The organism is Actinokineospora sp. NBRC 105648, from assembly GCF_030269645.1.
In the GTDB taxonomy this organism is placed as follows: Bacteria; Actinomycetota; Actinomycetes; order Mycobacteriales; family Pseudonocardiaceae; genus Actinokineospora.
This window is the reverse complement of the sequence record NZ_BSTR01000023.1, coordinates 41,512-63,521: the sequence shown is the minus strand read 5'-3', so window position 1 is coordinate 63,521 and position 22,010 is coordinate 41,512. Positions and strand designations below refer to the sequence as shown.

Annotated in this window: 23 protein-coding genes; 4 read left to right on the top strand and 19 right to left on the bottom strand. The window is 70.1% G+C overall.

All coding sequences use genetic code 11. The features are described from left to right. Positions 1-7: 7 nt before the first annotated feature. From QSK30_RS20730 to QSK30_RS20705, 6 genes are all read right to left on the bottom strand, one after another. Complete coding sequence (locus tag QSK30_RS20730; RefSeq protein ID WP_285505017.1) at positions 8-301, bottom strand: chaperone modulator CbpM; 294 nt, start codon at positions 299-301, stop codon at positions 8-10. After that, on the bottom strand, positions 301-1,182 hold the full coding sequence (locus QSK30_RS20725; protein WP_285505016.1) for a DnaJ C-terminal domain-containing protein: 882 nt from the start codon (positions 1,180-1,182) through the stop codon (positions 301-303). The genes QSK30_RS20730 and QSK30_RS20725 overlap by 1 nt, the downstream gene beginning before the upstream one ends. A 6-nt stretch (positions 1,183-1,188) precedes the next feature. Continuing rightward, positions 1,189-1,677, bottom strand: coding sequence for a nucleotide exchange factor GrpE (locus QSK30_RS20720; RefSeq protein WP_285505014.1), 489 nt, complete (start codon positions 1,675-1,677; stop codon positions 1,189-1,191). Positions 1,678-1,682: 5 nt separating this feature from the next. Then, positions 1,683-3,563, bottom strand: coding sequence for a molecular chaperone DnaK (dnaK, locus tag QSK30_RS20715; RefSeq protein ID WP_285505013.1), 1,881 nt, complete (start codon positions 3,561-3,563; stop codon positions 1,683-1,685). After that, positions 3,563-4,093, bottom strand: coding sequence for a YflT domain-containing protein (locus QSK30_RS20710; protein ID WP_285505012.1), 531 nt, complete (start codon positions 4,091-4,093; stop codon positions 3,563-3,565). Before QSK30_RS20710 ends, dnaK begins: the two co-directional genes overlap by 1 nt. A 71-nt stretch (positions 4,094-4,164) precedes the next feature. Continuing rightward, positions 4,165-4,374: an Hsp20 family protein gene (locus QSK30_RS20705; protein WP_285505011.1), complete on the bottom strand. Its 210-nt coding sequence runs from the start codon at positions 4,372-4,374 to the stop codon at positions 4,165-4,167. A gap of 350 nt (positions 4,375-4,724) precedes the next feature. Here QSK30_RS20705 and QSK30_RS20700 point away from each other — a divergent pair, with 350 nt between their 5' ends. After that, the gene (locus QSK30_RS20700; RefSeq protein ID WP_502871857.1) at positions 4,725-4,874 is read left to right on the top strand and encodes a hypothetical protein; all 150 of its coding nucleotides are present in this window, start codon (positions 4,725-4,727) and stop codon (positions 4,872-4,874) included. A 282-nt stretch (positions 4,875-5,156) separates the two neighbouring features. On the opposite strand, the gene QSK30_RS20695 is transcribed toward QSK30_RS20700, so the two are convergent. From QSK30_RS20695 to QSK30_RS20690, 3 genes are all read right to left on the bottom strand, one after another. Continuing rightward, a complete protein-coding gene (locus tag QSK30_RS20695; protein ID WP_285505010.1) occupies positions 5,157-5,345 on the bottom strand; it encodes a hypothetical protein in 189 nt (62 codons plus the stop codon). Between the two features lie 96 nt (positions 5,346-5,441). After that, complete coding sequence (locus QSK30_RS36955; protein ID WP_352231600.1) at positions 5,442-6,026, bottom strand: ANTAR domain-containing protein; 585 nt, start codon at positions 6,024-6,026, stop codon at positions 5,442-5,444. A 47-nt stretch (positions 6,027-6,073) separates the two neighbouring features. Further along, positions 6,074-8,845 (bottom strand): winged helix-turn-helix domain-containing protein, encoded by a 2,772-nt coding sequence (locus QSK30_RS20690; protein ID WP_285505009.1) that lies wholly within the window; start codon positions 8,843-8,845, stop codon positions 6,074-6,076. 662 nt (positions 8,846-9,507) lie between these two features. On the opposite strand from QSK30_RS20690, the gene QSK30_RS20685 reads away from it, so the two are divergent. Then, positions 9,508-9,807, top strand: coding sequence for an STAS domain-containing protein (locus tag QSK30_RS20685; protein WP_285505008.1), 300 nt, complete (start codon positions 9,508-9,510; stop codon positions 9,805-9,807). 828 nt (positions 9,808-10,635) lie between these two features. Here the strand turns inward: QSK30_RS20685 and QSK30_RS20680 are convergent. The 10 genes from QSK30_RS20680 to QSK30_RS20635 form a co-directional block, all read right to left on the bottom strand. Next, positions 10,636-10,809: a hypothetical protein gene (locus tag QSK30_RS20680; RefSeq protein WP_285505007.1), complete on the bottom strand. Its 174-nt coding sequence runs from the start codon at positions 10,807-10,809 to the stop codon at positions 10,636-10,638. Beyond that, positions 10,806-11,021 carry a hypothetical protein gene (locus tag QSK30_RS20675; protein ID WP_285505006.1) on the bottom strand — a complete coding sequence of 72 codons (216 nt, stop codon included), beginning with the start codon at positions 11,019-11,021 and terminating at the stop codon, positions 10,806-10,808. The genes QSK30_RS20680 and QSK30_RS20675 overlap by 4 nt, the downstream gene beginning before the upstream one ends. A 414-nt stretch (positions 11,022-11,435) precedes the next feature. Beyond that, entirely contained in the window at positions 11,436-12,548 is a 1,113-nt protein-coding gene (locus QSK30_RS20670; RefSeq protein WP_285505005.1) for a hypothetical protein, read from the bottom strand. A gap of 319 nt (positions 12,549-12,867) precedes the next feature. Next, positions 12,868-13,374, bottom strand: coding sequence for a metallophosphoesterase family protein (locus QSK30_RS20665; RefSeq protein WP_285505004.1), 507 nt, complete (start codon positions 13,372-13,374; stop codon positions 12,868-12,870). Positions 13,375-13,569: 195 nt separating this feature from the next. After that, positions 13,570-14,325: a methyltransferase domain-containing protein gene (locus tag QSK30_RS20660; RefSeq protein WP_285505003.1), complete on the bottom strand. Its 756-nt coding sequence runs from the start codon at positions 14,323-14,325 to the stop codon at positions 13,570-13,572. A gap of 828 nt (positions 14,326-15,153) precedes the next feature. Continuing rightward, positions 15,154-15,438 (bottom strand): P-loop NTPase family protein, encoded by a 285-nt coding sequence (locus tag QSK30_RS20655; protein WP_285505002.1) that lies wholly within the window; start codon positions 15,436-15,438, stop codon positions 15,154-15,156. 95 nt (positions 15,439-15,533) lie between these two features. Further along, a complete protein-coding gene (locus QSK30_RS20650; RefSeq protein ID WP_285505001.1) occupies positions 15,534-15,893 on the bottom strand; it encodes a MerR family transcriptional regulator in 360 nt (119 codons plus the stop codon). 1,264 nt (positions 15,894-17,157) lie between these two features. Next, positions 17,158-18,459, bottom strand: a complete 1,302-nt coding sequence (locus QSK30_RS20645) for a glycoside hydrolase family 18 protein (protein WP_285505000.1) — start codon at positions 18,457-18,459, stop codon at positions 17,158-17,160. A 36-nt stretch (positions 18,460-18,495) separates the two neighbouring features. After that, the gene (locus QSK30_RS20640; RefSeq protein WP_285504998.1) at positions 18,496-18,816 is read right to left on the bottom strand and encodes a hypothetical protein; all 321 of its coding nucleotides are present in this window, start codon (positions 18,814-18,816) and stop codon (positions 18,496-18,498) included. A gap of 945 nt (positions 18,817-19,761) precedes the next feature. Further along, entirely contained in the window at positions 19,762-19,995 is a 234-nt protein-coding gene (locus QSK30_RS20635; RefSeq protein ID WP_285504997.1) for a hypothetical protein, read from the bottom strand. Between the two features lie 10 nt (positions 19,996-20,005). Between QSK30_RS20635 and QSK30_RS20630 the strand changes: the two genes are divergently transcribed. Both QSK30_RS20630 and QSK30_RS20625 read left to right on the top strand, forming a co-directional pair. Then, positions 20,006-20,359 carry a hypothetical protein gene (locus tag QSK30_RS20630; protein ID WP_285504995.1) on the top strand — a complete coding sequence of 118 codons (354 nt, stop codon included), beginning with the start codon at positions 20,006-20,008 and terminating at the stop codon, positions 20,357-20,359. A gap of 68 nt (positions 20,360-20,427) precedes the next feature. Beyond that, positions 20,428-21,582, top strand: coding sequence for a glutathione-independent formaldehyde dehydrogenase (locus QSK30_RS20625; protein ID WP_285504993.1), 1,155 nt, complete (start codon positions 20,428-20,430; stop codon positions 21,580-21,582). Positions 21,583-22,010: the final 428 nt, after the last annotated feature.

Below are 22,010 nucleotides of genomic sequence, written 5' to 3'. Positions count from 1 at the left end.
AGCCGGTTCACCTCCATGGTGGTTCACTCCCGCGCGCTTGTGCTTCCAGGACTCGGATCCGGTCGAGCAGGTCCAGCACGAGCCCGACCGCGTTGTAGTTGAGCGAGAGCCCGCCACGCAGCCGCTGGATCCGCGCGAGGCGGGCCACGGTGCCCGGCGGGAACCAGAACCGTCCGCTGTCGTCCACCGCGCACTCGATCAGCCCGAGCGCCGCGAACCGGCGCACCAGTTCCGGGTGGAGTCCTGTGTGGATGGACACGCGGTCGGCGCTGAGCCTGGCTGGTTTCGTCAGGACGTACATCACGGGCCTCTCGGGTTGAAGTCGGAGATCGCGGCGAGCTCTTCGAAAAGCCCCCGTTCCCGCTTGCCGAGCGACTTCGGCACCATGACTTTCACGACGGCGTGGAGGTCACCGGCCTTGCCGCGCGGATTAGGCATGCCCTCACCGCGCAGCCGCAGCCGTCGTCCGCTCGACGAGCCCGCCACCACGCGGACCTTCGCCTCGCCGCCCGGCGTCATGATCGGCACAGTGGCGCCGAGCGCCGCTTCCCACGGCGCGACCGGCAGATCCACGACGATGTCGTGGCCTTCCAGCCGGTACCGGGGGTGCGGCGCGATCCGGACCACCAGGAAGAGGTCCCCGGACGCGCCGCCGCCCGATCCGTGTCCACCCTGGCCCGACAGGCGGATGCGCCAGCCGTCCACCACGCCGGGTGGGATCGTCACATCCAGCTCGCGGTCGCCGATCGTGAGCCTGCGGTGGCCGCCCCCGTAGGCGTCCTCGACCGAGAGCGTCAGCTCGGCCTCCTGGTCGGCGCCCGGGATCGGGCCGCCGCGACCACCGCGGCGGAAGACCCCGCCGAACAGGTCCTCGAAGTCGAAGTCCTCGAACCCGCCGTGGCCCGGCCCGCTCGTGTACACCGTGCGTCCCCGAGGAGCGCGTTCGCCGTAGTCCTCCGGGACGCGGCGGAAGTCCGCGCCGAACTGGTCGTACCGCTTGCGTCGCGCCGGGTCGGAGAGGACCTCGTAGGCCTCGCTGACCTCCTTGAACCGGTCCTCAGCACCGGGGTCGCGGTTGACGTCCGGGTGGTACTGCCGCGCGAGCTCGCGGTACGCCCGCCCGATCTCGTCGTCGCCCGCCCCGCGTGGCACGCCGAGCGCGTCGTAGAAGTCCGTGGCCACGTCAGCTCACTCCCGCTGGCGCGACACCGCGACGGCGGCGGGACGCAGATCGCCGTAGCCCGGCCGCAGCACGCGCACGACCGCGTTCGGTGGCGCGTCCGGGTCGTCCTGCACCGTCACGACCTCGTGCACGGCTGGGTCGAACGGCACGCCGGTGGCGTCGTGGCGCGGGTAGCCGAGCCGGGCGAGCACCTCGACGGCCTGGTCGAGGGTCGCCCGCACGCCTTCGGCGAACGGGTCGTCGGAGGCGTGCCCGAGCGCGAGCTCCAGGTTGTCGAGCACCGGCAGCCAGACCGACGCCACCCGCGCGCGTTCGGCGGCGCGCTGGCGTTCCAGCTCGCGGCTGTGGCGTTTGCGCACGTTGTCGAGCTCCGCCATGGCGCGCAGCCAGCGGTCTTCCAACTCGGCGATGTCCCGGTCCGGGGCCGACGCGGGAGGGGTCGCGCCTGCCCCGGTCCCGGCCGCGGGGTTCGCGGCGTCCCCCTGGGCGGTCATCGTGATCAAACCCGGTCGAAGTCGGCGTCGACGACGTCGTCGTCGTCCGAGGCTGTGGCCGAGCTCCCGCCGGGAGGCGGCGCAGGCGCGGACGACTGTGCCGCCATCAGGCCGTTCAGCACCTGGGTGAGCTCGTCGGTCAGCTCCCGCACACGCTCCACCGGCGCCTCGTCCGACACCGCCTCGCGCGTCTCGGAGACCAGCATCTCGGCGCGGGCCCTCTCGTGCGCCGGAGCGTTGTCGCCGAGGTCGGACAGGGTCTTCTCGACCTGGTGGGCGATCGAGTCGAGGGTGTTGCGGGCGTCCACGGCCTCGCGCAGCCGCCTGTCCTGCGCCTGGTTCGCCTCGGCGTCGGTCACCATCCGCTCGACCTCGGAGGTGTCCAGGTTCGAGCTCTCGCTGATGGTGATGCCCTGCTCCGCGCCCGTGTCCTTGTCACGGGCGGTCACGTTGAGGATGCCGTTGGCGTCGATGTCGAAGATGACCTCGACCTGCGGTTCACCACGCGGTGCGGGCCTGATCCCGGTTAGCTGGAACCGGCCCAGCACCCGGTTGTCGGCCGCGCGTTCCCGTTCGCCCTGCAGCACCACGACGTCCACCGCGGGCTGGTCGTCCTCGGCGGTGGAGAACACCTCGGAGCGGCGGGCCGGGATCGTCGTGTTGCGCTCGATGATCCTGGTCATCACGCCGCCGCGGGTCTCCACGCCCAGCGACAGCGGGGTCACGTCCAGCAGCAGCACGTCCTTGACCTCGCCCTTGAGCACACCCGCCTGGACGGCGGCACCGAGTGCCACGACCTCGTCCGGGTTGACGCTCATGTTCGGGTCCTTGCCGCCGGTCAGACGGCGGACGAGCTTCTGCACGGCCGGGATCCTGGTCGAGCCACCGACGAGGATGACCTCGTCGATGTCGTTCGCGGACACCTTGCCGTCGGCCATGGCCTGCTCGACCGGGCCCAGGCAGCGCTCCACCAGATCGGCCGTGATCTGCTCGAACGTCGACCGCGTGACGGTCTCGGTCAGGTGCTTCGGGCCGCTGGAGTCGGCGGTGATGAACGGCAGGCTCACCTGGGTCTGGGTGACCGAGCTGAGCTCGACCTTCGTCTTCTCCGCCGCCTCGGACAGCCGCTGCAGCGCCTGGGCGTCGTTGCGCAGGTCGATCCCCGTGTCGTTCTTGAACTTGTCGGCCAAGTGGTCGACGAGCCTGCGGTCGAAGTCGTCGCCGCCGAGGTGGGTGTCGCCGGAGGTGGACCGCACCTCGACCACGCCGTCGCCGACGTCGAGCAAGGACACGTCGAACGTGCCACCGCCCAGGTCGAACACGAGCACCGTCTCGTGTCCCTTCCTGTCCAACCCGTACGCCAGCGCGGCCGCCGTCGGCTCGTTGACGATCCGCAGGACCTCGAGACCCGCGATCTTGCCGGCGTCCTTGGTCGCCTGGCGCTGCGAGTCGTTGAAGTACGCGGGTACGGTGATCACCGCCTCGCGCACCTTCTCGCCGAGGTACTTGCCCGCGTCGTCGACGAGCTTGCGCAACACCTGCGCGCTGATCTCCTCCGGCGCGTAGAGCTTGTCGTGCACCTTGAAGCGCACCGATCCGTTCGGTCCGTCGACGACGTCGAACGTGACCGTCCTCACCTCCTCGTCGACCTCCTCGAAGCGGCGGCCGATGAAGCGCTTGGCCGAGTAGATCGTTCCCCGGGGGTTCAGCACGGCCTGGCGCTTCGCCAGCTGGCCCACCAGCCGTTCGCCGCTCTCGGTGAACGCCACGACGGACGGGGTGGTCCTGGATCCCTCGGCGCTCGCGATCACCGTGGGCCGGCCGCCCTCCACGACCGCGATCGCGGAGTTCGTCGTGCCCAGGTCGATTCCCACTGCCGTGGCCACTACGACGCACCCCCCGCGGGGGGCATGCCGGAGAGCAGCCGCTGTGCCCCGTCCGCGATCTCCGCGTCGACCACGAGGTCGTACCGGCTCGGCACCATCATGGTCACGGAGCTGAAGTCGCGCCTGCCACGCTGCGACGCGTAGCAGACCACGCCCATGACGGCGCCGATGACCGCGCCGAACACCAGGCCGTACAAGGCGAGCGTGAACGCGGCGACGAGCGGGTTGACAAGGTCGAACAGGCCGAAGATCCAGCCGAGCAGCAGGCCGGGAACCGCGCCCGCGGTGGCGCCGTTCAGCAGCGCGCGGCCCCAGTTCATCCGGCCGACGACCTGCTCGACCAAGTGGACGTCAACGCCGATGATCGCGGTGCGGTCGACCGGGAACTTGTTGTCCGCGAGGTGGTCCACGGCACTTTCGGCGTCGCGGTAGTTGGTGAACGACGCGATCGCGCGCCGCTGCGGCGCGCTCGGCGCGATGTCCCAGCTGGTGTCAGCGCGGGTATGCGAATTCGGGTGATGAGTGGTCATGGCTACCTCTCAGGCATTGACGGTCGTCTGCTCGGAAACCTCGATCTTGCGAGGCTTGCTCGACTCGGCGATCAGCATGGCCGGCACGAGCACGCCGCGGTCGAACTCGCGGTCAGGTCACCGGCGGCCGGCAGGTCGCCGAGGAAGAGCTGACGGCTGAACTCTCCATGTGGCCGTTGATCGATCAGCACCTCGTCGTTCTCGTGCCGCAGCGGGTCTCGCCTTGCCTTGACCCTGACAACGTTGCGTTCCACGGTCACGTCGACGTCCTTGCGGTCCACGCCCGGCAACTCGAGTGCGACGATGCAGCGATCACAGCGGCGGAACGCCTCCACCCGCGGTGCGCGTGGTGTGCGGCCTGTCAGCTCGGGAAGTCGGTCGAGTACTCGGATCGGGTCGAAACGCCTCACTGTCATCTGGGCCCTTCCCCTCCTGGATCTTGTGTTCCGGGGGACATGCACCTCCTCCCAGCCTGACGAAGGCACGTGTGCGGCGCCTCACCCGGTGAGGACGAAACCCGCCCTCCGCCTCGGGGCCGGTATCGAAGTCGGTTCCGACCTGACCGACGAGCAGTGGGCGGCGCTGGGGCCGTTGCTGCCTGAACCGTCGCGGCCGGGGGCGGCCACCGGCCTTGGACCCCGAGATCTACCAGCAGCGTCATGCGGTGGAGTGCGGCATCAACCGGCTCAAACGCCACCGCGCCGCGGCTACCCGATGTGACCAGCTCGCCATCCGCCGGGAGACCACCGTCCACCTCGCCGCGATCAACGAATGGCTCTGACCAACGGTCCGCTCGCCCGAGCCGTGCCCAGGCGCGTGGCGGGCGACGCCCGAGATCGGGCCCCAACGTCGAAGACCGCGGGCGCATCGACCTCGGTGTGCTGGCCACTCCGACCACGGGGCCACCACGCTCGCCGACCGGTTCGGCCGTCCACTGACCCCAGCCGCACCGTGGCGCCCTCGGTCGCCCGAGGGCCAGGTGTGTCCGGCGAGGAGGTCCAGGCCGCGGGCGCGGCTGTCCCGATGCCGGTGCCGAACGGACCGACACGGTCCTGCCGTGAACCTATCGACCTGATCGCAGACGCAGCGCCTCGGCCGCGACGCGCCACAGCAATGGAGCGTCGAGTACGCCGATGACGGCCTCGGCCGTCGGGTCCGGCGGGTCGGCCGGGTTGGCCGTGCGCTTGGCCGAGGCCAGCATGACCACGACGAACAGCACTGAGACGAGGGTCTTGCGCCGAGATGAGCTCATGAGCTCCTCCTCCACTGTGGACTCCCGGTCCAGTCTGTCGCGCCCTGGCGAACCTGACCTCATTCGGAGCAGGTGATCAGCGGCCGGTGCCATCGGTCAGCCGGGCCGCGAGTGCTTCCACCGTCGTACCTGCGGCCGTGTTGATCTCGGCCAGCTCGTCCACGCCGTAGAACTATCGGTGCCGTGCCGAGCCATCAGCAGGCCCTTCGCCTGTTCGACCAGATCGCGCCCGTGCAGTACATCCAGCGTCCGGTTGAGCCGGTGCGGCTGGCCGGAAGTCGTGGCCAGCGCCGCGACACCGGGCGCGGCGAGTCGCTCGTGCCCGCGCAGCACGACCGCGACGTCGGCGGGGGTGGTTGCCCCAGGTACACCGTGAGCACCACCCTGCTCCCGTTGTCCCGCAGGCCGGGCAGGGCGGCCGCCCCCGTCACCTGGCCCAGGGCCGTGGCCCGGTCGGGTGCTCGAGCCCGGGCCAGGGACAGCTCGGGCCAGCGTTGGTCGCACCACAGGTCTGGCGTCGCCACCGGTGCGCCACCAGCGCGGCCTCCGCACTCGGCCCGGCCGACGCCTGAGGCGACGAACACCGCCGGTCGGTGGTGCGGGTGCACGGGCGCAGAACGCACACCGCGGCGCCCAGCATCCCGGCAGATCGGCGTGGACCCCGTGCCGGACGAGCCGCATGAGGCAGTCGAGCCACGAGTCCTTGGTCCGCAGCGCCCTTCCCGTGGTCAGAGCAGGCCCTGCCTGCGGGCGGCGACAACGGCGTCGCGGCGTTGCCGCACCCCAAGTTTGCGGTAGATGCCGCGCATGTGCGTCTTGACCGTGTTGGCCGAGACGAACATCGACTCCGCGATCTCGTCGACGGTGCGCATGGAGGGCAACTCCAGCAGCAGCTCACGCTCGCGGCCGGTGAGCGGGTCGGAGGTCGCGGCCGTCACGGGCAGTGCGGCGAGGGTGGCCTCGGCGAACGGGTCGAGTCTGCCGAATCGGCCCGCGCCCTCGGCCAGCAGATCGCGCACCGAGCGCCGCGCGGTCAGGAACGGACGGATCGCGTTGATCGGCTCGGCGGCTCGCAGGGCACGACCCACTGCCTCGTGAGCGCGCTTGCGGTCGGCGCGGTCGACCAGGGTCGCCTCCAGCAGCCAGGCGTCGACCGTGGTCGGCGGCGCGAGCGGCTGGGTTCGCCCGCTGAGCACCGGGACGAGCAGTCTGCGCGCCTGGGTCGTGCGGCCGTGCTGGTCGTGCATGATCGCGTGCAGCACGGAAAGCTCCGCGTGGCCCTCGAGCACGGGCTGGGCGCGATCCACCAATTCCAGCGCGCGCACCGGTTCGCCGACCCTCAGCGTCATCCGCACCAGGGACGGCAGCAGCAGCGCGACCACTTGCGGGGCCACCCGAACCGCGGTGTGCCGCTGCCACAAGCGGTTCGTGTCACGCACCACGGCGTGGGGGTCCGCCGCGTCCTCGAACTCGATGAACGCGGTCAGGCACGCGTGGGTGAGCGCCAGGGCGGGCTCCTGGTACCGGGGCGCCAGTTCGGCGGACACCCCGGCGTGCCGTCGGGCGGCCGCGGTGTCACCCTGCTGGTGCGCCTGCCAGGCCAGCAGCAGGTGCGCGGGCGCACAGGCCCATGAGCGCTCCCAGCCGTGCCGTGCCGCCAGGTGCAGTGCCCGGCGGGTCCGCCGCTCCACCTCCGGCAGGTCTCCGCGCAGCGCGGCGGTGACCGCCAGGTAGACCTTGGCGTGCAGCGCCGCCCAGGGCAGGTCGGCACGCAGGCATGCCTGCACGACCAGGCTCAGCTCCGACTCCGCCGCACCTGGTCTGCCCGACCACAGGGCCGCACTACCGCGTGCGAATCGCATGAGCACGTCCACCTGCGGGTCGCCGCTCACCGCTGTCCGGGCCTGCGGTGGCACCACGCCGCCACCGTCGAGGTGGGCGCGGCGCAGCAGGGCGAACGCGCGCAAGGCCCGCATCCGGTAAGACCATCGAGTGGGGTCAGCGTCGGCGAGCCGGGCCAGGAACCCCTCGGCAGCAATCACATCCGGCACTTCGAGAGCCGCGACAGCGGCGATGGCCGTCACCTCGGGCGCACCAACCTTGTCCTCGGGCAGCGCGGCGACGGCCGCGCACACCTGGTCGCTGTTGCCGCGCAGAACCTCCCGCAGCCCATCCGCCTCGATCATCTCGGCGGTGAGGTCGTGGTCCTGGGCCAGTTCGGCATGCCTGAGCGCGGCGGACACATCACCTTCGGCGCGCAGCCATCGCGCGGCTTTCCGGTGCAACCGCTGCCGTGCACCGGGCCGGGTTCGGGTGAGTTCGGCACGCAGGTGATCGCGGAGCAACGGGTGGTAGCGGTACCACTCACCCGCGGTGTCCGCGCAGCGCATGACGAGCGAGTTGGTCCGGGCCAGGCAGTGCAGCAGCGTCCCGGCGTGCCGTTGCCCGGACAGCACCGCGGCCAGCTCGGCGCTGACCCGATCGCACACGCTCGTCACGAGCAGGAGGTGCCGCACGTGCGGTGGGTGCTCGGCGAGCACCTCCTCGGCGAAGTAGTCCGCGGCGAGCGGGTCGTCAGCCGGGAACGCCCCGGGGTCGCGCGCGGCCGCGGGTGCTCCGGCCATCCAGGACGCCACCAGCCGAGTGCCCGCCACCCAGCCCATGGTCCGTTCCAGCAGCGCGGTCAGCGCGGTCGGGTCGGGGTCGATGCCGTACTCGGCCAGCAGCGCCGCCGTCTCGGCCCTGGTGAGGGCGAGCGTGTGTCCGTCCACTTCGCGCAAGCGCCCCTCCAGGGACAGCCGTGAGAGGTGCACCGGCGGCGTCCGGCCTGCCAGGATCAGCCGCAGTCCGTCCGGCGGGTGCCGCACCAGGGCGGACAGCACCTCGCACGCGGCGGGCTCGCGCAATTCGTGGATGTCGTCGAGCACGAGGCAGGTGTGGCCCGACGCGCTGTCCACCGCGCGCACCAAGTCGGCGAACGGGTCGGTGGAATCCCACGACAGCGGGCTGTCGTCGACTGCGAGCGCGGAGTGGATCGTGCCCCACAGCCTCGCCGGGGAGTTGTCGTGCTGGTCGAGGCCGGCCCAGCGAACCCGGGGTGCCGCAGGCCGGGCAGGCTCAGCCGCCCACGCGGCCAGCGCGGTGGTCTTGCCCGAACCCGCGGGACCGTGCACGAGCGTGACCGGCGGAGGCGTGCACACCGAGGAGACGCACTCGTCCAGCACACCGACGAGTCGCTCACGCCAGGCAGGTACCACACTCGGGTGCGGTGTGCGCGCCCTTCCGGTGGGCAACGCACGACCACGCGCGACCACCACGGAGTCAGCCTCGTTTATCTGTGCCATTCGGCCTTGCTCCAGCATGTTCTTCTGCCCCTGTTCACACTGTAGGTCGAACTCGACGCCGCCGTTGTTGTCAACGCAGACGATGGACAGCATGTCGCGCCGGACCATCGCACTCTTGGTCAGGAGTAGATCGGTGGGCGCCAGTGTGGACCTCACCTTTAGCGGGCGAAAGACACAAGATCGACTATTACCTGGCTCACGGTAGTGGAAACCGCCGGAAATTCGCCGCGCAGAATCATTCGGCCGCTGTTCGGCTCTCACCCGCAATAGGTGATGATCTTGCTGGGTGCAACCGGCATCGTTGTCGGCGGACGGCGCTCACCCGGGCATCCCTGGACCGGCGGCTCCGCCCACCGGTGCCGGACCTGGCAGGAATCCCGCCGCGGCGAGTCGGGGCGCGGCGGCAGCGGACCTCCCAGGCCCGGCACCGGTCTATGAGCCCAGTGGAGCACGATCGCGACGAGCGCGGGCAGCGGCGCCAAGGCCAGAGCGAGCCCGATCGCGGTGCACATCAGCAGGAGCCGCAAGACAGTTGGCGGGCGGCCCTTTCACCTCCGTCGCGCACCCGGGCAGATTGACTGCGTGTCGACTGAACGTCCCATTTAGACCCTATTTCGCAGATGCGGGCTTCTCCGCGCGATGATGAGGACGGTCCGGGGTAGCACCCATCACCCGACCGGGGCGAACCGGACCAGACATTTCCGACCTATGGTCGAAAACGATCCGGTGAACTCGCTCCAGCGTGTTCACGCACTCGCGGTCCGACAGGGAGAGCAATGGGAATTCATCCGCACAGGCCCGGTTTCCTCGAAGTCAGCATGCACCATTTCAATCCGCTGTGGACGATCGAGGTCCGCGGCGAGGTCGACGCGACCTCGGCTTGGCTGCTGACCGAGCCGTTGATGGCGGCGACCGAAGGTGCCGCTGGGCACGTCGTGCTCGACCTCAGCGAGGTCACGTTCTTCGGATCGCACGGCCTGCTGGTTGTTCTGGACGCGCACCACCGAGCCACTCGCCGTGGCGTCACGCTGGTGGTGGTGTGCAATCGGGGGGTGTCGCGGCTGTTCGAGGTGACCGGCGTGGCGGGCACGCTCTGCCACGACATGGTGCGCGTGTAACCCGATACCCCGGTGGCGCGGCCCAGTACGCGGCAGACGACGGAGTCGAAGGTCGGCGACCTCGGTTCTGCCCACCCCTGCTGGATGACGTACCGGCTTCCCACTGCCGCCCTCGAGAGTCACGTCGACTGTCGACTCAGGACACTGGGGAAATGGTCGTCATGTCCGAACAGAGCAGCGCGTGCGCACGCGGTCAGGACACCGGTGCGCGACCAAGGGGAAGGCGTGTCACCGAGTGCTACGGGCTGCCGACGGGGACGGTCCTGGTGGTGGGATCGGTGATCGGGACGGGTGTGTTCGCGTTGCCGTCCCGATCACGCTCCGTGCGAGCCACTGAGCTTGGTGGCCTTCGGGTTGGTCGTCGTCGGAGCGCTCACCTCGCGTTGGTCTTCGGCAAGCTGGGCAAACGAGTACCGGGGTGGGTGGCCCCTACCTCTACGCCCGGGATGCCTTGGGCGACCTCGGCGGGTTCGCGACCGCGTGTTCGTACTGGTTTGACCGTGTGGATCGGCAACGCGGCGATTGCGGTGGCCTTGGGTGGCTTGTGTCGAGGTCTTCGTCAACACCGGTCACAACTGGTGGGATCGGTCGCCACCGCCCTGGTCGATCGGCGGCTTCCCGCGGCGGTGAAAATCTCGGGAGATGCCAATGGCGGCCGCCCGCGACCGGCTGTTCCCGACCTACCGCGCGTTCGTCCGGCCAAGGTCGACTGCCTGCGCCACGCCCAGGGCGACCTCGCAGCGGCACGGTCCGCGAAACGTGACCGCCGCGAACGCAACGCCGCCACCGGGGTCACCCTGCCCGCCACCGTGCGAGCCTCTGGGCGGATCAGTCGTCTCGCGTACTTCTACGGACCGAGACGACCGAGTAAGCGAACAGCACGAGCAGTATGGCCGAGGTGACCACGGCCAGTGGCTGTCGCCACATGATGGCCATGGTGGTCGAAGCTGCCACCAGGATCGCCGACACAGTCAGGAAGACCGTGGCCACCGTCCGGCTCACTTGTCGGCTCCGCGTTCGGCCTTGTCCTTGTCGTTGCCGGTGGAGGCCGCCGCCCACATGCCCACGAGGATCCCTCCGGCCGCACCGGTCGAGTTCCTGACCGTCGACTCGCCGGTGCTCAGCGTGAGGACCAGCGACACAGCCAGCAGCACCAGCGCGGACACCCCCAGCACCCACACCACAAGATCACCCGCGTCCAAGCGCGAGAACATGACAGTCCCCCTTCCACCCAGCGACCGCGATCCCACCCAGTCGGTCGCGACATGATGATCACGTTCCCCGGACGGCGGCGACTGAACCCCCAACGCCACGCAAGCCGCGGCCGAGATGCACAGCCTGGCCAACAGCCCAGATTCACCGCGGGGCAGCTCGCCCAACACCCGGTCCTCGACCACGAGAGGGACATTCAGCACGGACGCAAACCCGACTCCGCGCGCCACACCGGTCCCGACTCCCTGCCGGTGCCACACCTCACGATCACACCGCGCACCAGTCGATCGCCTGGTACTCGGACCGACGCGCCACTCACGCCACCCGAGTGCCCTCCCCGACCGTGACGGCACGACAGACCCGGTTCGACCGAATAGTCAACGACGTCACCCGCTGTCCTGAGTGCCGTCGCCGCGCTAGGTGGGTCGGTCTTCCCGCCTGCCCCGGTTTCCTTCTTGGCGTTCCCGCTCGCGGCGACTGTAGGTCGCCTTGCGGACGGTCTCCTCGTCTTCCAGGCTTGACCCGAGCGCACCGGCGACGATCCCGACTGAACTGCACAGCCACACCAGGTTCAAGTACGAACCCATACCGACCGGGTGCCCCAGGGTCTGCGCGAAATAGCCGCTGTCGATCAGGACAACCGCGGCGAGCGCCGCGAGCACGTAGAGGATCGTGTACATGCACAACACCCCGATCGCCAGCGTGGCCGCCGTGGAAGCGTTGTACAGCACCGCCTTGCGCCGCTCGACGGCCTCGGAAGGCCGGTCCCACAGGTGGTTGTACACCATCAACCACACCACCATGATCACGACCGTGACCACCGTGATCCCCGCCAGCCGGAGCGGGGACAACGCGTCCGCCAGCTTCCAGAACGAACTGGTGATGACGCCGTAGGCGGCGGTGCCCGCCGCGGCCGCGGTGGCACCGGCCAGGTGCGGGACGAGCCGCCACGGACGGTTGTCCCGCACCATCCCGGCCAGCAGCCGCAGCCGGCCACGCAGCCCCACCAGAGCCAGGTGGCTCGCCGCGGACTGGTGCCCGCCGGACACCCGCTGCGTCGGGGCCAACACCTCACCCAGCCGATCAGCCAACCCCCGTCGGCCCTGATCCCCCTCGATCCCGAACCGCTGAGACACCAACTGCCGCACCACGCGGACCAGCAGTCTCCGTGCCCGACGACGCACCAGGACGGCGCCAAGCGCAGGCATCGAGATCATCGCGACCCCGTGCTCGACATCGATACCCGCGACGACAGGTCTCGCCCCCGTACGCCGGGGCAAATCAGTGATCAAGACCAGCAGGTCCCACCCCCGGTCCTGTCTGTACTGCTGCGACAACGAGCGCATCGGGATGTCACCGTCCTCGTCCAACGGCAACTGCTCGACCCGGTGCTCCACCCCCCACCGCGTCTCCCCGCTCACTCGGGCGGCCAAAACCCTGGGTAGATCGTCGGCGATCGCCGTGATCACCTGCCCGGGCAGCCCTTTGTCGGCCAGCACCCCGATACTCACCTGATCGGGTGTGTCCATGCGACTTCACCTCGCTCATCGGTACTGACCGGTTGCCCGGGGCGCCACCGGCCAAACCACGCGGCTTCTCCTTGGCGTGGCCGTGAAACCACTTCGGCGGCACCAACCGCGCGTTGGCGAGCAAGATCGCCGCTTACCGAGCGAACAGTGACAGCACCCCGAGCTCCCGCTACCCCACCAGCGCGCCGTGCCGCCTCCGCCCGCAACATCGTGGACGGCCGCTCTTGGCCGCCAACGCCCCCGGCAGGCCGCCACTGAGCGAACGCGCGGAGGCGTCGAAACACTCGCCCCGGCGCGCGGTCTCGGAAGGGCCAGGTGGTCAGGCCCTCGTCGGACCGGCCACCGCGACGAGGTGGGCCGAGACCAGGGCCCCCGCGTTGATGTCGAGCACGCCGAAGGTGCCTCGTGGCTGCCTGCGCCGGTCGGTCGGCGACCCCGGGTTGAAGATCCGGACCTGATGGGTCCGCTCGTCCAGCGGGATGTGCGAGTGGCCGAAGACCACCAGGTCCGCCGTCGGGAACCACTTGTGCAGCCGAGCGGCGCGCCCGGTGGCGGGGCCGCTGTCGTGCACCACGGCGACGACGAGGCCATCGAGGTCCAGCAGCAGGGTCTCCGACGCGCCCCAAGCGGCCACATCAGGACCGTCGTTGTTGCCGAGCACCACGTGCACGGGGGCGTACTGGGCGAGTTCGTCGAGCACGCTCGGGACACACACGTCACCCGCGTGCAGGATCGCGTCGGCATCGGCCAGGCACGCGGCCAACTCCGGCGGGCACGACTTCCACCGGCGCGGCGCGTGCGTGTCGGAGACGACGACCACCTTCACCAGGAACTCCTTCCACCGGGCCGCGGCACGGGCGGGCACAGTCCCCTCACCGCGGATGGGTACCACTGATGACAACGGTTCCTGCCCGCCATCGGGTGGGTAAGAAACCGGACCTCCCTGGTGACCGGCTCACAAGCTGAAATCCGGACGACGCACTCCCACGCCGGCCGATTCCACGAGAGCCGGAAACACACATCAGCCGGACGCGCGAACGTCGATGAGGAAGCGGTGAGCAAGGGTGCGGAACGAGCCTTCCGCACGGATGTGCTTGTCCACCAACGCCAACCGCTCCCGGTACGGCTCGACCGCGAAGTCGGGCACGAACCAGACGATCTTGCGCAGCAGGTAGACCACCGCGCCGATGTCCGCGAACTCCACCCGCAGACCAACCTTGCGCAGGTCCCGCACGCGCAACCCGGCCGCTTCGGCCGCCCCGGCTTCCCGTTCGGCGAGCCCGTCGTCCACCTCTTGGGCGCCGAGCATGGCCTCCACCAACTCCCGGCCCGACCCCGACCCGACGTGCTGACCAAGATACCCACCCCCGGGTGCCAGCACCCTGGCCACCTCCGACCAGTTCATGGACCCGATCCGCGGATGCCTGCTGACCACCAAGTCGAACGCGCCGTCGCGGAACGGGAGCACACCATCCTCCGCCGCGACGACCACGCCACCCAGCGGTACCAGCGCGCGTCGAGCGCTCTCCAGCAGGTCCAGCCTGTTGTCAGTCGCCGCCAACACCTCCGGCGCGACACGCACGGCCTCGGCCAGCACGCGACCGTCACCGGTCTGCGCGTCCAACACCCGACGAACCCGCGACGCCCGCCGCGCGACCAGCCGGACATACCCCCACGGGGGGCGCTCCTCGCTCGCCCGACCCGCCAACCAGGAGTAATCCGAGCCCGCCACCGACACCGCGGCGGCCTCACGAACCAAGTCATCGAACGAGCGCACCCGTCCAGTCTTCCAGCACACCGTGCGGAAGGCTGATCGAGTCACGCACCGACCAGGTGCTCCCCCGGACTCGACGAATCGGCTCGTTCCCACACCCAGCCGGCCAGCGTGAATCGCCGAAGTGGGGGCACATGGGTGGTGGGCACCCGAGTAGGACGTCGTCTCGGCGCCACCGAGAATGGGCGGCCGCGTCTATCCACCCAACTGCCCTCCCGGCCACTTGGCCTCGACCGTGGCGGCGGCAACTGGCGGAGGGTGACTGCGGGTACGGCGGCAACGCGACGCTGTTCACACAGAACGGCCTCGCAGGCAGTGCGATGTCTGTGCTCGACCTCTCCCCGGTCGACCGCGCGATCGCTCTCCCTCCCGGGGGCCAACAACGGCACTGGTTCCTCGGCAGCGGAGGAAGCGCCTTTCCCGCCTGTCGGCAACCGCGGACCACGGTCTGTTCGCCGTGGGCCCGACGAGAGCATGTCGCAGCCGGGGGTCGGGAGTCGACGAGATCGACCGGCGGACGCAGAATCCGTTCGGGGCGGATGCGTCGATCAGCAGCGCCCCGACGAACAGCACGACACAGGACACCGCGGTGGCCGCGGTGAGGGTGAGGACGCGCCCGCGGCGAGCAGCATTCGACGCCGAGCGCGGCGGAGCCGAGGTTGACCAGGTGTGGCGCGCCCGCAGCGGTCAACTCGGTGATGCGGCGCAGGTATCAGGCACCGTCAAGCGGACGTGGGATCGTCAACGAAGCGGCGCGGAAAGCCCAGATCGGCCTCGCGACCCGTCGCTGCCTCGGCGGCCTGGTCCGATCCCGTCGAAGGTGCCCCGTGGCTACGCCGCGATAGGGCGCCCAGGTCCACGACGTCGCTCATCCGCCGCACCGTGGGGGGGACGGTGCCACGCGGATCGTCGCGACGCGGCTGGCGCACCGGCCGCCGGGCGGTCGACCTCCTTGGCGAACAGCAGTGCGCGTACGCCCATCTCGACCACGACGCGCACCGGCAGTCGGGTCTGCGGCTGCCCGTCCTCCACCGCAGGCGGTGCGACGAGGACGTCGAGGGGCCTCTCCACCTCGACGACGAGGTCCGAGCGCACGGGTGTGTCGATCAGATTCATCACACGGACCGCCTTCGCCGGGGCCCACGCTGGTATGCCGCGACGGGAGCGAAGACACCGGATGAGATGACGGGGCTGGGGCCCGGCAGCCCGGATCAGTCGGTGCGGTGCGGATCGGCGGCGGCGCGGAGTTCGGTGTTGTGTCGTTCGGAGTCCCGGAGTCGGTCCTCGAGGGTGATGACGCGGCAGGCCGCGTCGAGGCCGGTGCCCTGGTCGAGCAGTTCTCGCACGCGGGCGGCCAAGCGGAGCTGGTGGCGGGAGTAGCGGCGGTGACCGCCGGTGGAGCGGTGCGGCTCGATGAGGCCCGCCTCGTCGAGGCTGCGCAGGAATCCGGCGGTCACGCCGAGCAGGTCCGCCGCGCCACCCATGGTGTAAGCGGGGTAGTACTCGTCGTCGAACCTCTCCTCCGCCCCGGTCGCGCCGGCGGCGGGGGTCTCGCTGTGGTCAGGGGTCATCGCACCTCCGCGGCACAAGGGACCCCGGACGCCGTGTTCGGCGTCCGGGGTCCCGGGGTTGGGTGTCACCATTGTCATCCGGCCGTGAGACCGGCTTCCGTTACCCGCCTGACCCGGCCACGACACAGCCGGTGCGGGGATCGCTGCTTCGTACCCAGAACCACCCTTCCTTCCGATGGGACTGCGGTACCCGCGCGGCACGTCAAGGCGGCCGCCGCGGGCGATCCAATGATGGGCCCTCTCCCCTCCTTCACCATTCTTCTTCTCAACTGCCTCTACCACTGCGTTCACCACAGGTACTGCACTGTCGACCACAGGTACTGCGTGTACTGCCTTGTGCGCGGCGTTCACGGCGGGACCCCTACCACTGACCGGCCCCAGCGCGCCCCGCGCCGCTGATCACTGCCCGGAACCCCGTCCACCGATCGGCTCCGGCCACCTGACCGTCTTGCTGCTCGCTCTTGCTGCTCGCTCTTGCTGTCATTCACTTGCTGTCATTCACTTGCTCGAACGCTGTCGTGCCACTGCTCCAGCTGCCTTACCCGGCACTCGGGCTCACTGGCCACCCGTGCGCCCGCGCTGGTCACCTCGGGACCGGCACTGCCTCGTACATCGTCTTGCACTCCGGTCCCGGCACTGGCCGGTCGGCGATGTGATCACCCTGCCCGGCCGCGGGTCTCGCCTCGCGGGTAGTTCCATCATCTCCCGCGCCTGCTTGACGCTGTCTCTCTCGGTATGAGTAGAACATTACACCCGCCCGAGTGCGAATGTCTACTCCAGCCACGACAGATTTTGTGATGAGGTGGGCTCGTCGGTGCGGAGGTGGACCGAACCCTCGGCACCGACGAGGACGAGCGAGGCAGCGATAGGTGCGAGAGGCGCCCGACCATGGGCGAGATCGCCCGCGGTCCGGTCTACCCCGGCGCGCGGGTGATCACGGTTGGCGGTTAGTCGCCGGCTGTGGCGTTCGGGGGGTGTCGGTTGCGGGATCGCGCCCTCACCCGCTGCGCTGTACGAGGTCGCGGTGCTGGGCCCGCCCGAGGTGATCGACTTGGGTCCCAGACCCGCGCCCGGTCACCCAGTGGTCACCCGCGACGTGGTGCGTTGACCTCCACGGCGCCGACGACACGGGATCGACGCCCTCGACGCCGCTCTGCTCGAGCTCCACACCACCGCGACCACTCCGATCCGGCACCGCCGCCGGACATCGCACGAGAACGTGCCTCTCCGCTCGCCTGCCGGCGAGCGGAGAGGCACGCCGGGACTACCGCCGGTGCAGGCCGGTCGAGAGGGCGCGGATCAGTTCGCCTTGGGGGGTGTCACCATCGAGGGACCAGATCATGGCGCCGCCGAGTTTGCGGTCCTTGATGTAGCGGCCCTTGCGGGTGAGCTCGGTCGGGTCGTCGTAGGTCCAGAAGGTGGTGCCGTCGAACAGCCAGGCGTGGCCTGCCTTGTTGTCGCGGTAGAGCGTGGACTTCCCGCTCGTCAGCAGGCTCTTGAGGGTGCGGTAGTCGTCGTAGCCCGCTTCGTAGGTGCCCGGCGCGGGGCCGGTGGACTGTTGGAACAGGCCGTTGTTCGCGTTCGGCAACCCGGTCCAGCCCCGGCCGTAGTACGGCACGCCGAGGGTGATCTTGTCCCGGGGGGCGCCGCGGTCGAGGTGGGCGTTGACGACGATCTCGCCGCTGTCCTTGGGCGAGGTCGGGTCGCCGTCGGGGACGCGCAGGGCCGACTGCTGGTTGGCGGTCTTCTCCCAGGCGCCGTGGTAGTCGTAGCCCTGGACGGTGGCGAAGGTCAGCAGCCGGTACACCTCGGCGAGCTCGTAGCCGCGGTCCATCGCCTCGCGGTTGGCGGGCAGGAACGCGGTGAGGTCGTAGCGCTTGTGGTCGGCGCGGCCCTGCCGGTCGAGCTGGACGCGGTACTCGCGCAGCAGCTCGGTGAAGTTCTGCTTGTCCTCAGGGCGAACGACGTTGCCCGCGTTGCCCTCGGTCGCGGGCCACTCCCAGTCCAGGTCGATGCCGTCGAACACGCCCTTGGCGGCACCGGCGGGTGCACCGGGGAGGTCGCCCTTGAGCCACAGGTCGATGCAGGACTTGACGTGCGCGGCGCGGGACCGCGGGTTCAGGGCGGCGTTGGAGAAGTAGGTGGAGCCGATCCAGCCCCCGAGGGAGATGTAGACGCGCAGGCCCGGGTACTTCCGCTTGAGCTGCTTGAGCTGGTTGAGGTTGCCCGCCAGCGGCTGGCCCGGCCGGTCGGCCTCGCCGTTGACCGACTCCTGGGCGGGGATCAGCCGCTGGTAGTCGGCCACCGGGTCGGAGCTGACGCAGCGGCCCCGCTCGTCGAGCAGGCCGAAGGCGTAGTTGATGTGGGTCAGCCTGGCCGCCGTGCCGTTGTCCACGATGTAGCGGACGGGGATGCCCCGGTCCTCGTGGCTCCACTGCGTGTAGTAGCCGACTGTGCGGACCTCACCACCACCGCCGCCGTGTGCTTGGGCGGGCGCCCCGACAACCGCCAACCCGACCGCCAAGGCACCGACCGCGACGGCGGCCCCCCACCTCTTCCCGGACATGATCCTCCTCGTACCAGCGCAATGGTCTAGACCAAGCTAGAGCAAGATCCGCACCACCGATACGCCCATACGGGGCGATCCGGACGCGATCACGAGTCCCCGGTTCAGCCGTGCCACCGTCGCGGGCAGCACACCGCGCAGGTCGGCCGTCGCGGCCTGGGCGACCGGCGCCGGGGCGCCGCGCCCGGCCTCCCAGCGGGAGATCTTCTCGCAGCGGATGCCCATGGCCCCCGGGCGCGTTGGCGGAATGTCCACTATGGACTCCCTGTCGCGGCCGCGCCCGACGCCGCCCTCGGGGCGGCGGGCCCGGGCGAGGCGGTGCTGGAGTTGACCTTCCTCGGCCACCACGGCCGGCACGCCGGCGACGACGAACGCGCGATGTCGGTGGATCCGGTGCCGGGATCGGGATCATGGTCGGGAACCGGACTACCCGATCCGGCCGCCGCGCACGGTCGAGTGCGAGGCGATGCCGCCGGTCGGCGGTGGTCCTGACCGGCGCCGGCTCGACCACGTCGACCTGAGCTCGCCGGCGCGGTCGCCGCGCGAGACCCTGATCCGTACCGGGGTCCTGACCTCGACGGCGTTGCTCGACGCGTTTGGGTGCCATGGGGTTGTGCACCGCGTGCCCTGGGATCAGCTGATGCGGGTCGGGAGACTGCGGATCACCCTGTACCCGGCGGGTGTGCCAGGTGCTCATCGAGCGGGACGGGATGGCCGAGCGAGGTCTACATCACCGCCGGGCCCCGATCTCGCCGGTCTACGCGGACTTGGTGTCGCGGGAGCGGGTCCGCCCGGCACCTGATGATCACTTCCGAGGACAGCCGCACCCTGGCCTCCCCGGTGACCCTGCTCCGGCGGCCGGGCCCGGTGCCCCGGGAGACACGGCCGACCCAGGTCGAACGTATCCACCACCCGCCGCGGACCCCGTACCCGATCCGCTGGGTCGGCGAGATCGTGGTGTGCGGTACGGGATTCACCACCCCGACCCGCCCGCGCGGCCCGCCCAGACCCGGACCAGCGCGCCGGCTCTCCAGTCGTCGAGCTGGTCGTCGGCGACCCCGGAGCCGTTCGGTTGGGCAGCCATGGTGGACGATCAACAGCATCCGGTCGCGCTTCGCCCCCAGATGTCGAACGTCCGCAGCGTGTTCGCGCTCGCGATGGTCAGGTTCGATCGGACCCGGGAGCAGGACATCCTGCGGCCGGCGGTCAGCTCGGTCGGCACTCTGGGGTCAGAGCACTCTGGGGTCAGAGCATCGGTGCCCGCTTCGGGTACTCCCACGCCCTCGGCGGGTACGCGGGCAGTCATGCCGAGTCATCCGCGTGCCTTTCGCCGACCACAGCACGTTCGTCGTGCCGGAGGCGATCGAGGACGACCTCGCCGCGGTCCTCGCCTCCGACGCCGGCCCGACCGGGTGGATGGGCGCGCACCTGGGTGGCGTCAAGCCGGGTGACGTCGTGGCGGTGTGGGGTGCCGGTGGCGTCGGGCAGGTCGCTGCCCGCGCCCGCGATCCGGGAGGCCATCCACGCCTGCCGCAAGGGTGGCTCCGTGTTCTGCCTGGGGGTCTTCCGCGGCATCGTCGACAAGTTCCCGCTCGACGCGCTGATGAACAAGGGGCTGACCCTGCGCGGTGCCCAGCAGCACGGGCAGCGCTACATCCCGATGCTGCTCGACCGCATCGCAACGGGTGAGCTGCCCACCCGCCACCTCGCAACCCACCCGATGCGGCTGGACGACGGTCCGGCGAGCTATCGGATGTTCAAGGAGAAGGACGGGTGCGGCCGTGCCGGTGTTCCGGCCGTGACGCGCGGGTTCACGGGAGGCCCATGCGGTGACACGCGCCTCCCGGATTCGGCTCGCGGCCCCCGTTTTCGCCCTGTCGGGCTGAAGCGGTGCCGCTGATCCGGCGCGCAGCATGGACGCGGACCGGGACGTGCAACACCCCACCGACAGCACCAGGAAGGATCGGCATGAAGGCAGTCGTGTACCAGGGCCCGGAGGACATCGCCGTCACCGATGTGCCGGACGCCCGGATCGAGGACCCGAACGACATCCTCGTCCGCATCACCACCACCAACATCTGCGGATCCGACCTGCACATGTACGAGGGCCGGACGAGCTTCGAGACCGGGCGGACCTTCGGCCACGAGAACATGGGCGAGGTCGTCGAGGTCGGGGACGCCGTACGCAAGGTGAAGGTCGGCGAGTACGTCGTGCTGCCGTTCAACGTCTCCTGCGGGTTCTGCAAGAACTGCGAACGCGGCCTGACCAACTACTGCCTCACCATGCAGCCCGAACCGTCCTTCGCCGGGGCGGCCTTCGGGTTCGCCGACATGGGTCCCTACCAGGGCGGGCAGGCCGAACTGCTGCGTGTGCCGCACGGCGACTTCATGGCCCTGCGCCTGGGCGAGGACGCCGCCGAGCGCCAGACCGACTACGTGATGCTGGCGGACATCTTCCCCACCGGGTACCACGCCACCGAGATGGCGGGGGTCAAGCCCGGTGACCAGACGGTGATCATGGGCGGCGGCCCGGTCGGGCTGATGGCCGCCTACTCCGCGATCCTCAAGGGCGCAGGCCGGGTGTGGGTCGTGGACCGGCACCCGGACCGGTTGGCGCTCGCGGCGAAGATCGGTGCCATCCCGATCGACGACTCCGCGCAGGACCCGGTCGAGGTCGTCAAGGACGCCACGCTCGGACTCGGTGCCGACAACGGCTGCGAGTGCGTCGGTTACCAGGCCCACGACCCGCAGGGCAACGAGGACGCCGGCCTGACCCTCAACACACTGATCGACGCCGTCCGGTTCACCGGGAAGATCGGCTGCGTCGGGGTGTTCGTCCCGAGCGACCCCGGAGGCCGGGAGAAGCAGCGGGCAGGCGAGCTCGAGGCCGAGGGCAAGCTGGCGTTGGACTTCGGGCTGATGTGGTTCAAGGGGCAGACGATCGGCACCGGGCAGTGTCCGGTGAAGAAGTACAACCGCGCACTGCGGGATCTGATCGCGGGCGGCAGGGCACACCCGGGAATCATCGTCTCCCACGAACTACCGCTCGACAAGGCTCCCGAGGCATACCGCAACTTCGACCGACGGGAGAAGGGCTGGACCAAGGTCGTGCTGCACCCCTGAGGGCCGCTCCGTCGCCGACGGTCGGGCCCGTGCCCGACCGTCGGCCCACCCCGTTGTTCGAGCACCACTCGGAGTCATGCCCTGGAGCAGGATCAGGCTGGTCACCTCTTCGCCGCACTGCGCACCGCAGCCTGCGACCTACGCCTGGCGTGGCGAACACCCGGGCATGCTCAGACGGGTCGAGCACGACTTGCAAGATCAACCAAGCCTGCCGCAGGCAAGACCGGGGAGCGGACGGGGGAGCAGCGACCCGGATTCGACCGGGAGTCAAGATCATCTCGGGGATGCGCGCAAGCGACGCGAACCTGCGGGTCGCGGCTGGTTTCCTCTGGTATCCCGGCAATGCCCGTCAAAGTGAAGCGCCGTTGCCGGTCTGGCTGCGCGTGGACGCACTTGACGGCTTCTTCCTCCAGTTCACGGAGTTCCCT

Excerpts from the sequence above, each read along its gene's own strand:
- QSK30_RS36955 (WP_352231600.1), bottom strand. The coding sequence starts at position 6,026 with ATGCGGCTCGTCCGGCACGGGGTCCACGCCGATCTGCCGGGATGCTGG.
- QSK30_RS20650 (WP_285505001.1), bottom strand. The coding sequence starts at position 15,893 with ATGACCCCTGACCACAGCGAGACCCCCGCCGCCGGCGCGACCGGGGCG.
- QSK30_RS20625 (WP_285504993.1), top strand. The coding sequence starts at position 20,428 with ATGAAGGCAGTCGTGTACCAGGGCCCGGAGGACATCGCCGTCACCGAT.
- QSK30_RS20695 (WP_285505010.1), bottom strand. The coding sequence starts at position 5,345 with ATGAGCTCATCTCGGCGCAAGACCCTCGTCTCAGTGCTGTTCGTCGTG.
- QSK30_RS20670 (WP_285505005.1), bottom strand. The coding sequence starts at position 12,548 with ATGGACACACCCGATCAGGTGAGTATCGGGGTGCTGGCCGACAAAGGG.
- QSK30_RS20710 (WP_285505012.1), bottom strand. The coding sequence starts at position 4,093 with ATGACCACTCATCACCCGAATTCGCATACCCGCGCTGACACCAGCTGG.
- QSK30_RS20730 (WP_285505017.1), bottom strand. The coding sequence starts at position 301 with ATGTACGTCCTGACGAAACCAGCCAGGCTCAGCGCCGACCGCGTGTCC.
- QSK30_RS20655 (WP_285505002.1), bottom strand. The coding sequence starts at position 15,438 with ATGAATCTGATCGACACACCCGTGCGCTCGGACCTCGTCGTCGAGGTG.
- QSK30_RS20675 (WP_285505006.1), bottom strand. The coding sequence starts at position 11,021 with ATGTTCTCGCGCTTGGACGCGGGTGATCTTGTGGTGTGGGTGCTGGGG.
- QSK30_RS20685 (WP_285505008.1), top strand. The coding sequence starts at position 9,508 with ATGCACCATTTCAATCCGCTGTGGACGATCGAGGTCCGCGGCGAGGTC.
- QSK30_RS20720 (WP_285505014.1), bottom strand. The coding sequence starts at position 1,677 with ATGACCGCCCAGGGGGACGCCGCGAACCCCGCGGCCGGGACCGGGGCA.
- QSK30_RS20645 (WP_285505000.1), bottom strand. The coding sequence starts at position 18,459 with ATGTCCGGGAAGAGGTGGGGGGCCGCCGTCGCGGTCGGTGCCTTGGCG.